At 67.9% G+C, this 12,552-nt stretch carries 9 protein-coding genes; 3 read left to right on the plus strand and 6 right to left on the minus strand.

Translation table 11 applies throughout. From position 1 onward, the window contains the following. Positions 1-22: 22 nt before the first annotated feature. Positions 23-1,642 (minus strand): ABC transporter substrate-binding protein, encoded by a 1,620-nt coding sequence (locus ACIOVG_RS13595; RefSeq protein ID WP_400874281.1) that lies wholly within the window; start codon positions 1,640-1,642, stop codon positions 23-25. A 171-nt stretch (positions 1,643-1,813) separates the two neighbouring features. On the opposite strand from ACIOVG_RS13595, the gene valS reads away from it, so the two are divergent. Genes valS through ACIOVG_RS13610 form a run of 3 tightly spaced genes read left to right on the plus strand, consistent with a single transcriptional unit; the run spans position 1,814 to position 6,711 of the window. Further along, positions 1,814-4,408, plus strand: a complete 2,595-nt coding sequence (gene valS / locus ACIOVG_RS13600) for a valine--tRNA ligase (protein ID WP_400874284.1) — start codon at positions 1,814-1,816, stop codon at positions 4,406-4,408. Then, positions 4,408-4,623 (plus strand): hypothetical protein, encoded by a 216-nt coding sequence (locus tag ACIOVG_RS13605; RefSeq protein ID WP_247630432.1) that lies wholly within the window; start codon positions 4,408-4,410, stop codon positions 4,621-4,623. The genes valS and ACIOVG_RS13605 overlap by 1 nt, the downstream gene beginning before the upstream one ends. A gap of 36 nt (positions 4,624-4,659) precedes the next feature. After that, positions 4,660-6,711 carry a M3 family metallopeptidase gene (locus ACIOVG_RS13610; RefSeq protein WP_400874287.1) on the plus strand — a complete coding sequence of 684 codons (2,052 nt, stop codon included), beginning with the start codon at positions 4,660-4,662 and terminating at the stop codon, positions 6,709-6,711. Between the two features lie 107 nt (positions 6,712-6,818). Here ACIOVG_RS13610 and clpX read toward each other — a convergent pair whose 3' ends face one another. From clpX to ACIOVG_RS13635, 5 genes are all read right to left on the minus strand, one after another. Next, on the minus strand, positions 6,819-8,087 hold the full coding sequence (gene clpX / locus ACIOVG_RS13615) for an ATP-dependent Clp protease ATP-binding subunit ClpX (protein WP_141871703.1): 1,269 nt from the start codon (positions 8,085-8,087) through the stop codon (positions 6,819-6,821). A 159-nt stretch (positions 8,088-8,246) separates the two neighbouring features. Continuing rightward, a complete protein-coding gene (locus ACIOVG_RS13620; protein WP_400874290.1) occupies positions 8,247-9,098 on the minus strand; it encodes an aldehyde dehydrogenase family protein in 852 nt (283 codons plus the stop codon). Continuing rightward, positions 9,095-10,537: an aldehyde dehydrogenase family protein gene (locus tag ACIOVG_RS13625; RefSeq protein WP_400874293.1), complete on the minus strand. Its 1,443-nt coding sequence runs from the start codon at positions 10,535-10,537 to the stop codon at positions 9,095-9,097. Before ACIOVG_RS13625 ends, ACIOVG_RS13620 begins: the two co-directional genes overlap by 4 nt. Positions 10,538-10,546: 9 nt before the next feature. Continuing rightward, entirely contained in the window at positions 10,547-11,548 is a 1,002-nt protein-coding gene (gene deoC, locus ACIOVG_RS13630) for a deoxyribose-phosphate aldolase (protein ID WP_400874295.1), read from the minus strand. After that, entirely contained in the window at positions 11,545-12,480 is a 936-nt protein-coding gene (locus tag ACIOVG_RS13635) for a sugar-binding transcriptional regulator (RefSeq protein ID WP_400874297.1), read from the minus strand. The genes deoC and ACIOVG_RS13635 overlap by 4 nt, the downstream gene beginning before the upstream one ends. Positions 12,481-12,552 lie beyond the last annotated feature (72 nt).

The raw sequence follows: 12,552 nt of genomic DNA on the forward strand, positions 1-12,552 counted from the left end.
ACGCCGCAGGATCGCCCCGCGCTCAGCCGACCGTCACATCGTAGAACAGGGGCCGGCCGTACAGGTCGTAATCGAGACCGTCGATGCGCTCGCCCACGGCCGTGATCGCGGACGGGCTGTACAGCGGCACGATCGCCGTGTACTCGGCGTTCCACTCCTGCAGCTGGGTGTACAGCGCGTTGCGCTCGTCCTGGTCGCTGGTGGCGACGGCCGTGTCGAGCAGCGTGTCGATCTCGGGGTCGGACACCTGAGAGGCGTTCTGGAAGCCGTCGGTGTGCAGGTGGCTGCGCAGCAGGTCGGGGTCGACTCCGGAGAAGCCCCAGTCCGTCAGGTCGAACGTCTTGGGCCCGTACTGCTCGTTGTAGGCGCCCGGCTCGAGCACCTCACGCACCACCTCGAAACCGATGTCCTTGAGGTCGGACTGGATGGCGTTGGCCAGCGCCGCGCGGTCGTCGGGCACCGGGGTCCAGGCGATCCAGCGCACCGAGAGGCGCGCCCCGTCCTTGGTGCGGTAACCCTCATCGTCGCGCTCGGTCCAGCCCGCTTCGTCGAGGAGCGCGTTCGCGGCCTCGGGGTCGAACGCCCACGTGCCCTCCAGCGCCGCGTCATAGCCCGGCGTGGTCGATCCGAGCACACTCCACGCGCGCGGGAACTGTCCGAAGAAGATCTCCTCGACCGCCGCATCGATGTCGATGCCCCGGGCGAACGCCTGACGCACCTTCTCGTCTGCGAAGACGCCGTACTTCTCGTTCAGGTACAGCGAGTACGGGAGGCCCGGGTACTCGATGGAGTCGACCGTGACCCCGTCGCCGAGATCCTTCGCGAGGTTCGGCGGGATATTGCTGGCGAGGTCGGACTCCCCGCTGTCGATGACTCCCGCGCGCACCGACGCCTCGGGCTGGATCTCGACCCGGAGCGTCTCGAACGCCGGAGCCTTCTCGCCGTGCGGACCCCAGGCGTAGTCGTCGTTGCGCGTGTACACGAGCTCCTGATCGGGCGTGTACTCGGTGAGCTCGAACGGTCCGGTGCCGACCGTGATGCCGGGGCCGCCGGCCTTGAGCTTGTCCGCCGAATCTGCCAGGACCGCAGGCGAGTAGAAGCCGAGCTGCGGCGTGCTGGCCGCCTGCAGGAACGGCGCGTAGGGCTGCGAGAAGCTCACCTTCACGGTGTGGTCGTCGATGACTTCCGTGCCCTCGTAGAAGTCGGCACCGAGCATGCTGGCCGCCTGCGCCGACGCGGTCTCGGGGTCGACGATGCGGTCGAAGTTCGCCTTGACCGCAGCGGCGTCGAAGGGCTCCCCGTCGTGGAAGGTCACGCCGTCCCGGAGCGTGAAGGTGTACTCGGTACTGTCGTCCGAGATCTCCCACTCGGTCGCGAGCCAGGGCGAGAACGTGCCGTCGTCCTCCTGGAAGACCAGGGAGTCGAGCACCGCCCGCTGCACCATGCCGGACACGTCCAGCTGGCTGACCTGCGGATCCATGTGCCCGGCCGAGAGGTTCGCCCCTTCGATCGACCAGACGAGCTCGGCGTCGGAGTCCCCGCCGTTCTGCGCCGCGGGAGTGGCGCAGGCGCTCAGCACGAGCGCGGTGGTCGCGGCGAGCGCGGCGAAGGGCAGGAGACGACGCACGGATCTTGCGGGCATGGCGATTCCTCAGAAAGAACGGATCGGGATGCTCTCAGTCTAGGGCGGATTCTTGGACTGGGTCGAAGAGTGACGGCATCCGTCCGCGCCGGCACCTCGGTAGAATGAGGCGCACACCCCACACTCAGGCACGCTCACACAGTGCCGCATACATCGCTCAAGGAGACCCTCATGTCCGTGATTCCAGACAAGCCCGCACTCGAAGGTCTCGAAGCGAAGTGGGACACCACTTGGGCAGAGCAGGGGACCTATCTGTTCGACCGCCTCCGTGCCGCACAGTCCGGCCGTGAGGGCGTGTACTCGATCGACACCCCGCCGCCGACCGCCTCCGGCAGCCTCCACATCGGTCACGTGTTCTCGTACACGCACACCGACGTCAAGGCGCGCTTCGAGCGCATGCGCGGCAAGACCGTGTTCTACCCGATGGGGTGGGACGACAACGGCCTCCCTACCGAGCGCCGCGTGCAGAACTACTACGGTGTGCGCTGCGACCCCACACTCCCCTACACCGAGGACTTCACGCCGCCGTTCGAAGGCGGAGACAACAAGTCCAGCCGTGCCGCCGACCAGGTGCCGATCAGCCGCCGCAACTTCATCGAGCTGTGCGAGCGCCTCACCATCGAGGACGAGAAGCAGTTCGAGGCCCTGTTCCGCCAGCTCGGGCTGAGCGTGGACTGGACCCAGACCTACCGCACGATCTCCGATGAGACGATCCGTCAGAGCCAGCTCGCGTTCCTGCGCAACATCGAGCGCGGCGAGGCCTACCAGGACCTGGCGCCCACGCTCTGGGACATCGACTTCCGCTCCGCCATCGCGCAGGCCGAGCTCGAAGACCGCGACCAGCAGGCCGCGTACCACACCATCGAGTTCCCCTTTGCCGACGGCTCCGGCTCGATCGCGATCGACACCACCCGCCCCGAGCTGCTTCCCGCATGCATCGCGATCGTGACGCACCCCGAGGGTCCGCACAAGCACCTGATCGGCACGAAGGTGCGCACGCCGTTCTTCGGCGCGGAGATCGAGATCCACGGACACCACCTCGCACAGCCCGACAAGGGCACGGGCGCGGCGATGGTCTGCACCTTCGGCGACGTGACCGACATCGTCTGGTGGCGCGAGCTGCGCACGGTGGCCGACCAGCACCTGCCGAACATGACCACGATCGGTCTCGACGGCCGCTTCCTGCCGACCGCGCCGGATTCCGTGTCGAACGCGGAGGCGATCGACTGGTACGCGCAGAACCTCGCCGGCAAGACGGTGTTCAGCGCCCGCAAGACCCTCGTGGAGAAGCTGCAGGAGACCGGAGACATCACCGCGGTCGGCAAGCCCTTCAACCACGCCGTGAAGTTCTTCGAGAAGGGCGACCGCCCGCTCGAGATCGTGTCGACGCGTCAGTGGTACATCCGCAACGGCGCCAGGGACGTGGCCCTGCGCGATGAGCTCATCGGCCGCGGGCAGGAGCTCACGTGGCATCCCGACTTCATGCGCGTGCGCTACGAGAACTGGGTCGGTGGCCTCACCGGTGACTGGCTCGTGTCGCGCCAGCGGTTCTTCGGCGTGCCGATCCCGCTCTGGTACGGCCTCGACGAGAACGGCGAGCGCGACTACGACCGGGTGCTCACGCCCGACACCGCCTCGCTGCCGATCGACCCGACGATCGATGTGCCGGCCGGCTACACCGAGGACCAGCGCGGCGTGGCCGGGGGCTTCGATGCCGAGGCCGACATCCTCGACACGTGGGCGACCTCGTCGCTGACTCCGCAGCTCGCCGGCGGATGGCAGCGCGACGAGGAGCTGTGGCAGCTCACCGCCCCGTTCGACCTGCGCCCGCAGGGCCAGGACATCATCCGCACCTGGCTGTTCTCCACCATGCTGCGCTCGACGCTCGAGGACAGCCGGGCGCCGTGGCGCAACGCCGCGATCTCCGGCTTCATCGTCGACCCCGACCGCAAGAAGATGTCGAAGTCGAAGGGCAACGTCGTCACCCCGGCCGACATCCTGGACGCGCACGGTTCCGACGCGGTGCGCTACTGGTCGGCCTCGAGCCGCCTGGGCACCGACGCGGCCTTCGACCCGCAGAACCCCACACAGGTGAAGATCGGTCGCCGCCTGGCGATCAAGGTCCTCAACGCCGCGAAGTTCGTGCTGTCCTTCCCGGTGCCCGACGGGGCACAGGTCACGCACGCGCTCGACGCATCGATGCTCGCGTCGCTCGATGGTGTGATCGCCGATGCGACCGCCGCGTTCGAGAAGTACGACCAGGCCCGCGCGCTGGAGATCACCGAGGCGTTCTTCTGGACGTTCTGCGACGACTACCTCGAGCTCGTCAAGGAGCGCGCGTACAACCAGAACGACGTGGGACAGGCCTCGGCCGCCCTCGCGCTGCGCCTCGCGCTGTCGACACTGCTCCGATTGCTCGCCCCGGTGCTGTCTTTCGCGACCGAGGAGGCCTGGTCGTGGTTCGAGGAGGGCTCGATCCACACCGCTTCCTGGCCTGAGGCTCTCGGCATCGACGGCGACCCCGCCGTCCTCGCCGCCGCCAGCGAGGCGCTGATCGGCATCCGCCGCGCCAAGACCGAGGCGAAGGCCTCGCAGAAGACCCCGGTCTCTCGTGCGGCCATCGCCGCTCCTGCCGGCAAGCTCGACGCTCTGCGCGCCGCCGCCGACGACCTGCGCGCGGTCGGCCGCATCGCGGAGCTCGAGTTCAGCGAGGCGGAGGCGTTCGCCGTCACGGCGATCGAGCTCGCCCCGGTCGAGGCCTCCTGATGCAGTTGGGCACGCGCTGGGCGACCGGCACCGAGGCTCCGGCCTCGGTACCGGCGTCGCTGCGACCCGCCATCGCCGAGGTCGAGAGTCGCGGACTCGTCGGGCACTGGACGCTCACGTGGCTGGAAGGTCGCGCGATCGCCGAGCTCGACGCCGGCTGGGAGGTCCTCCAGTCGGCCTCCGGCGAGATCATCGCCCGTCCGTTCGAGGACTGAGCGACGGGCGCGTCCCACGATGGTTAGGCTCGGAGGATGACCGATACCGCGAACCCGCTGCTCCAGCCGTCGACCTTGCCGTACGGCATCCCCGACTATCGTGCGATCCGTCCCGAGCACTACATCCCCGCCTTCCGCGCCGCGTTCGAGGAGCACCTGCAGGAGATCTCCCGCATCACGATGGTGCGCTCGATGCCGACCTTCGACAACACGATCGAAGCACTCGAGCGCGCGGGCGAGACGCTCGAGCGCGTGGCCCACGCCTTCTACACGGTCAGCTCGGCCGATGCGACCCCCGAGATTCAGGCCGTGGACGAGCAGCTCGCCCCGTTGATGGCTGCGCACACCGATGCCGTGTCGCTGAACGGTCCGCTCTACTGGCGCGTGCAGCAGGTGTTCGACCAGCTCGACTCCCTCGACCTCGACCCGGAGCAGCGCTATCTCGTCGAGCGCCATCACCGCGAGATGACGCATGCGGGCGCGGCTCTCGACGACGAGGCGAAGGCGCATCTGACTCTGCTCAATCAGCAGCTCTCGACGCTGAGCAACACCTTCGAGCGCAACCTCCTGAACGATACGAACGACCTGGCCGTCGTCTTCGACGCTGCCGAGCAGCTCGACGGATTGAGTGCCGGCGAGCTCTCCGCCGCGGCTCGCTCGGCTGCCGAACGCGGGCTGGATGGGCAGTACCTCGTCTCGCTCACCCTGTTCACCGGGCATCCGTACCTGGCACAGCTGCGCAACCGCAACTCCCGCCGCGCCATCATGGCCGCGTCGCAGGCTCGCGGGTCCCGTGACAACGCGAACGACAACCGCCCCGTGCTGCGCGAGATCGTGCGCCTCCGCGCCGAGCGGGCGGCGCTCCTCGGATACGAGTCGCACGCGGCCTACGTCACCGCTGACGAGACGGCCGGCAACCCCGGGGCCGTCGAGGACATGCTGCGTGCCCTGGCTGCACCGTCTGCCGTGAACGCTCGCGCGGAGCGGGACGCCCTGCAGCTGATCGTGGACCGCACCGAGCCGGAGCCGTTCCCTGTCGAGGCACATGACTGGGCGTTCTACACCGAGAAGGTCCGCGAGGCGCTGTACGACATCGACACCAGCGCCCTGCGTCCCTGGTTCGAGGCTGAGCGAGTGCTGCAGGACGGTGTCTTCTTCGCCGCGACACGCCTGTACGGCGTGACCTTCGCCGAACGCCCGGATCTCGTCTCATATCACCCCGGCGCGCGGGTCTTCGAGGTCAGCAACGCCGACGGCTCCCCCCTGGGTCTCTACATCCTCGATCTGTACACCCGCGACTCCAAGCGCGGCGGCGCATGGATGAACCCGATCGTGAGCCAGTCGCGCCTGCGCGGCACGTCCCCCGTCGTGGTGAACAACCTCAACGTCCCCCTCCCCGGAGACGGTGAGCCCACGCTGCTCACGCTCGACGAGGTAACCACCCTCTTCCACGAGTTCGGCCACGCACTCCACGGTCTCTTCGCCACCGTCAACTATCCGCACTTCGCGGGGACGAACGTCTTCCGCGACTTCGTCGAGTTCCCGAGCCAGGTCAACGAGATGTGGATCCTCTGGCCCGAGGTGCTCGACAACTATGCCCGCCATCACGAGACCGGCGAGCCGTTGGACCCCGCGATCGTGGAGCGCCTCCGCGCGACAGAGACCTTCGACCAGGGACACGCGACGAGCGAGTATCTGGCGGCAGCGTGGCTCGATCAGGCCTGGCACCGGGTCGGAGTCGATGCCGAGATCGACGACGTCGCCGGTTTCGAAGCCGCAGCACTCGCCGATATCGGTCTGGACGATCCGGTGGTGCCGACCCGGTACTCCTCGACCTACTTCGCCCATGTCTTCTCGGGTGGGTACAGCGCCCGGTACTACTCCTACATCTGGAGCGAGGTGCTCGACGCCGACACCGTCGACTGGTTCCGCGAGAACGGCGGACTGACCCGCGAGAACGGCGATCGGTTCCGCAGTCTGCTGCTCGGCGTCGGCGGATCGAAGGACCCCCTCGCGGCGTACCACGACTTCCGCGGACGCGTCGCCGACATCGCGCCACTGCTCAAGCGCCGCGGGCTCGAAGCCTGAGAAGCGTCAGACGGCCAGTCTCCTCGAGCTGAGCTCATGCGAGCTCCTCGAGCTGAGCTCATGCGAGCGATCGTGCCCGCATGCGTGCGCGAGGTGATTGCCGGCTGTCAAGCGCTCTTGCGCTTGCGCTCCAGGACGATCGTGGGAGGTGCGCCTTCGTCGACCGCGGCACGGGTGATGATCACCTTCGCGACGTCGTCTGCCGAGGGGATCTCGAACATGATCGGGCCGAGCACGTCCTCCAGGATCGCGCGGAGCCCGCGCGCACCGGTCTTTCGCTCCACGGCCAGGTCGGCGATCGAGCGCAGTGCGTCTTCGTCGAACTCCAGCTGGACACCGTCGATCTCGAACATGCGCTGATACTGCTTCACCAGCGCGTTGCGCGGACCGGTGAGGATGTCGATCAGCGCGGCCTGGTCGAGCGGCGACACCGAGGTGACCACGGGCAGACGCCCGATGAACTCGGGGATCAGGCCGAACTTGTGCAGGTCCTCCGGCAGCACCTCGCTGAACAGATCGAGGTCCTTGCCCTTGTCGTGCAACGGGGCGCCGAAGCCGATGCCGTGCTTGCCGACGCGCGCCGACACGATGTCCTCGAGCCCGGCGAACGCACCGGCGACGATGAACAGCACGTTGGAGGTGTCGATCTGCAGGAACTCCTGGTGCGGGTGCTTGCGTCCGCCCTGCGGCGGCACCGAGGCGACCGTGCCCTCGATGATCTTCAGCAGCGCCTGCTGCACACCTTCGCCCGAGACGTCGCGCGTGATCGACGGGTTCTCGGCCTTGCGGGCGATCTTGTCGACCTCGTCGATGTAGATGATGCCCTGCTCGGCGCGCTTGACGTCGTAGTCGGCGGCCTGGATGAGCTTGAGGAGGATGTTCTCGACGTCTTCACCGACGTAGCCTGCCTCGGTCAGCGCAGTCGCGTCGGCGACCGCGAACGGGACGTTGAGCTGCTTCGCCAGCGTCTGCGCGAGATAGGTCTTGCCGCAGCCGGTCGGGCCGATGAGCAGGATGTTGCTCTTGGCGATCTCGACCTCGTCGGCCTTCTGCTCGGCGGTCTGGAGCGTGCCGCGTGCGCGGATGCGCTTGTAGTGGTTGTAGACGGCAACGGCCAGCGCGCGCTTGGCGGGCTCCTGACCGACGACGTACTCCTCGAGGAACGAGAAGATCTCGCGCGGCTTGGGCAGATCGAACTCGGCGACGCCATCCGCGGACGATTCCGCCATGCGCTCCTCGATGATCTCGTTGCACAGCTCGACGCATTCGTCGCAGATGTACACACCGGGGCCAGCGATGAGCTGCTGCACCTGCTTCTGGCTCTTTCCACAGAATGAGCACTTGAACAGGTCAGCGCTTTCACCGATACGGGCCATGCGCGTCCTCCTAGGGGATCCAGAGATCGTCCTCCGAGCCTAACCTCTGCATCCGACACCGGGACGCATTGGCGCGTAGTCTCCTCAACCGAGTCCGAGACGATACAGAAGGGCCCGCAGCGCATCCTGCGCGCTGCGGGCCCTGTCCGTGCGAACCGATCAGACCATGCTCTTCGTGTGCCACACCGTCTTGATCTCGGTGAAGGCGCCGATACGCTCGGGCGACGCGACGACCTCTCCCGGCGGAAGCACACGCGTGAGCGTGTCGGCGGCGGCGATCTGCAGGTCGACCCAGTCGAGGTTCCCCGCGCCGGCGAGATCGAGGGCATTCACGTCCTGGTGCGAAGCGAGCCACGGCGCGATCTCGGCGGGCGATCCGGTGAGGACGTTGACGACTCCCCCGGGCACATCGCTCGTCGCCAGCACCTCGGCGAGACTGATCGCAGAGAGCGGGTGCTGCTCGCTGGCGATCACGACGACGGTGTTGCCGGCGACGAGGGCAGGAGCGACGACCGAGACGAAGCCCAGCAGCGCCGAGTCCTGCGGCGCGACGATCGCGACCACCCCGGTCGGCTCCGGGACCGAGATGTTGAAGTACGGACCGGACACCGGGTTCGCGTTGCCGGCGACCTGCGCGTACTTGTCGCACCACCCGGCGTACCAGACCCACAGGTCGATCGCGTCATCCACCTGAGAACCGGCGGCCGCAGCCGACACGCCCTCCTGCGCGACGATCTCGTCGATGAACTGCGCACGGCGCCCTTCCAGCACCTCCGCGACACGGTAGAGCACCTGTCCGCGGTTGTAGGCGGTGGCCCCCGACCAGCCCTTGACCGCGGCTCGGGCGGCCACGACGGCGTCGCGGGCGTCCTTGCGGGATCCCTGGGCGGCGTTCGCGAGGAACGCGCCCTTCGCCGAGAGCACCTCGTAGGTGCGGCCGGACTCGCTCCGCGGGAAGGCCCCGCCGATCGCCAGCTTGTACGTCTTCGGCACGCTCAGTCGCTTGCTCACGAGGAGGCTCCCTTCAGGTACGCGGTGAGACCCTGACGTCCGCCCTCGCGGCCGTATCCGGACTCCTTGTAACCGCCGAACGGGCTCGACGGATCGAAACGGTTGAACGTGTTCGCCCAGATGACACCGGCGCGCAGACGGTCGGCGACCGCGAGGATGCGCGATCCCTTGTCCGACCAGATGCCGGCGGAGAGACCGTAGGGCGTGTTGTTCGCCTTGGCGATCGCCTCAGCGGGCGTGCGGAAGGTGAGCACCGACAGCACGGGGCCGAACACCTCGTCGCGCGCGATGCGGTGCGAGGCCTCGACGCCGGTGAAGATCGTCGGGGCGAACCAGAAGCCCTTCTCCGGGATCACGCAGTCGGCGGTCCAGCGCTCGGCGCCTTCGGCTTCACCGATGTCGCTGAGCTCGCGGATGCGCGCCAGCTGGGCGGCGGAGTTGATGGCGCCGATGTCGGTGTTCTTGTCGAGCGGGTCGCCCAGGCGCAACGTCGACAGACGGTTCTTCAGGCGATCGATGACCTCGTCGTGGATCGACTCCTGCACCAGCAGGCGGCTGCCGGCGCAGCACACGTGGCCCTGGTTGAAGAAGATGCCGTTGACGATGCCCTCGACGGCCTGGTCGATCGGCGCGTCGTCGAACACGATGTTCGCCGCCTTGCCACCCAGCTCGAGCGTCAGCTTCTTCGGGGTTCCCGCGACGGCACGGGCGATATCGCGCCCGACGCCCGTGGAACCCGTGAAGGCGACCTTGTCGACATCCGGATGGCGGACCAGCGAGGCACCCGTCGCACCGGCACCCGTCACGATGTTCACGACACCGGCGGGCAGGTCGGCCTGCTGCAGGATCTCGGCGAAGATCAGCGCCGTCAGCGGCGTGGTCTCGGCGGGCTTGAGCACGACCGTGTTGCCTGCCGCGAGGGCCGGTGCGACCTTCCACGCCAACATGAGCAGCGGGAAGTTCCACGGGATGATCTGCCCGGCGACACCGAGTGAGCGGGGGTTCGCGCCGAGTCCGGCGTGATCGAGCTTGTCCGCCCACCCCGCGTAGTAGAAGAACCAGGAGGCCACCAAGGGCACGTCCACGTCGCGGCTCTCCTTGATGGGCTTGCCGTTGTCGAGGCTCTCGGCCACGGCGAGCTCGCGGGCGCGTTCCTGCACCAGGCGGGCGATGCGGAAGAGGTACTTCCCGCGGTCGCGCCCGCTCATCTTCGACCAGGTCTTGTCGTACGCACGGCGGGCGGCGGCGACAGCGCGGTCGATGTCCTCATCGCTCGCCGAGGCGATCTCTGCGATGCGCTTCTCGCTCGACGGCGAGATCGTGGTGAAGCTGGAGCCGGTGCCGTCGATGAACTCACCGTCGATGAACAGCCCGTAGCTGTCCTTGAGATTCAGGACCGCCGTGGACTCGGGGGCCGGAGCGTATTCCAGGAAAGACATATGAGGCTCCTAGTCGATCGTGACGTAGTCGGGGCCGGAGTAGTGGCCGGTGGTGAGCTTCTGGCGCTGCAGCAGCACGTCGTTCAGAAGGCTCGAAGCGCCGAAGCGGAACAGGTGCGGCTGAAGCCACTCCTCGCCGACCGTCTCAGCAACGGTGACGAGGTACTTCACGGCGTCCTTGGACGTGCGGATGCCGCCGGCCGGCTTCACGCCGATCTTCTCGCCCGTGCCCTGGTGCCAGTCGCGCACCGTCTCGAGCATCAGCAGGGTGGTCGGAAGCGTGGCGGCAGGCTGCACCTTTCCGGTCGACGTCTTGATGAAGTCGCCGCCGGCGAGGATGCCGAGCCAGGACGCCCGCTTGATGTTGTCGTACGTGTTGAGTTCACCGGTCTCGAGGATGACCTTGAGCGAGGCGTAGGAGCCGTCCGCGCGGCGGCAGGCCTCCTTCACCTGGGCGATCTGGTCGTACACGAGGCCGTATCGCCCGGACAAGAACGCCCCGCGATCGATCACCATGTCGATCTCGTCGGCGCCGGCCGCGACGGCTTCGGCGGTATCGGCGAGCTTGATGGCAAGCGAGGAACGTCCGCTCGGGAACGCGGTCGCGACCGCGGCGACCGAGATCAGTCCGTCGTCAGGATCGCCGTGCAGGGCGCCGAGGGCGGCCACGGCATCCGGCACCATGTCGCCGTAGACGCAGACGGCGGCGACTCGAGGGGTCGACGGGTCAGCGGCATCCGGGGTCTTCGCCTTGGCGACGAGCGAACGCACCTTGCCGGGTGTGTCGGCGCCCTCCAGCGTCGTCAGGTCGATCAGCGTGATGATCTTGTCGAGGGCCCAGGCCTTCGAGGTGGTCTTGATCGAGCGCGTTCCGAGTCCTGCCGCGCGCTGCTCCAAGCCGACGGCGTCGACGCCGGGAAGGCCATGCAGGAAGCGACGGAGGGTGGCGTCATCCGGCTCACCGCCGAGGACATCCACCGCCGTCCTGCGGCTGAGTTCTGTGGTCGTCACTGTTCCTCCAACAATGCTCGTGCTGTGGTCTCATCGGTCACCAGGACGCTGCACAGGCCACTGGTGACCACGGTGCGCGCGATGTCGTGCTTGGCGCGGCCGGCGGTCACGAAGATCGCCCGCTCCGCGCCGCGAAGTCGGTCCAGTGCGACGCCCACCGTGCGGGCATCGAGCTGGGAATCGACGATGTTGCCCTCGGCGTCGACGTAGCGTCCGAGCACGTCTCCGACCGCTCCTCGGCGTGCGAGCTCTTCGACGTCCTCCGCGCTGAGGTAGCCGTTCTCGACATGGGCGGACGTCGCGTCGCAGGGGCCGGCCGTGAACAGGAAGGCCTGCGCATCCGCGGCCTCCTCCAAGATGGCGGCGACGGTGCGGTCCGACTCGATGGCCTGCTTGGTCTCGACGCGCTCCAGGATCGCGGGGCTCGGCAGCAGCGAGACGTGACCCGATGCGCGCTGGGCGATCGTGACGGCGAGGCCGGCCGCTCCCCCGGATCGACGGTTGAGGCTGACGCCGCCGTTGAGCTGCACGACGGTCACCCCGCTCGCCCACCCGTCCGGCAGCGCCTCGGCGACCGCTCGCAGAGTCCGCCCCCAACTCACGCCGAGTGTCCGAGGCACCGGACGCAGAGCCGTGAGGTAGTCCGCCGCGGCCTGAGCCACCCGCTCGAGGGTGCCGTCATCACCATCGGGTGCCGGCACGACCACGGCTTCGGCGAGCCCGTGACGCTCGACGAGGAGTCGCTCCAGGCCCAGGCGCCGCGCCCGCGGGTGCACGATCTCGATGCGGACGATGCCGCGTTCCCTCGCCTGGGTGAGCAGACGCCCGACCTTCCATCGCGAGACCTTGAGGAGGGCACCGATCTCGTCCTGAGTCTTGTCCTCGTCGTAGTACAACTCGGCGATGCGGACCATGAGCAGTTCGTCTTCCACGGCAACCTCCTTCCGAGTACAGCGTACGACTGTTCCCTCGTAGGTGCACGCCCCTGCTCATATGAGCAGATG

The organism is Microbacterium sp. NPDC087591, assembly GCF_044743625.1.
Taxonomy (GTDB): Bacteria; Actinomycetota; Actinomycetes; order Actinomycetales; family Microbacteriaceae; genus Microbacterium.

Excerpts from the sequence above, each read along its gene's own strand:
- ACIOVG_RS13625 (WP_400874293.1), bottom strand. The coding sequence starts at position 10,537 with ATGTCTTTCCTGGAATACGCTCCGGCCCCCGAGTCCACGGCGGTCCTG.
- ACIOVG_RS13610 (WP_400874287.1), top strand. The coding sequence starts at position 4,660 with ATGACCGATACCGCGAACCCGCTGCTCCAGCCGTCGACCTTGCCGTAC.
- valS (WP_400874284.1), top strand. The coding sequence starts at position 1,814 with ATGTCCGTGATTCCAGACAAGCCCGCACTCGAAGGTCTCGAAGCGAAG.
- ACIOVG_RS13605 (WP_247630432.1), top strand. The coding sequence starts at position 4,408 with ATGCAGTTGGGCACGCGCTGGGCGACCGGCACCGAGGCTCCGGCCTCG.
- ACIOVG_RS13595 (WP_400874281.1), bottom strand. The coding sequence starts at position 1,642 with ATGCCCGCAAGATCCGTGCGTCGTCTCCTGCCCTTCGCCGCGCTCGCC.
- clpX (WP_141871703.1), bottom strand. The coding sequence starts at position 8,087 with ATGGCCCGTATCGGTGAAAGCGCTGACCTGTTCAAGTGCTCATTCTGT.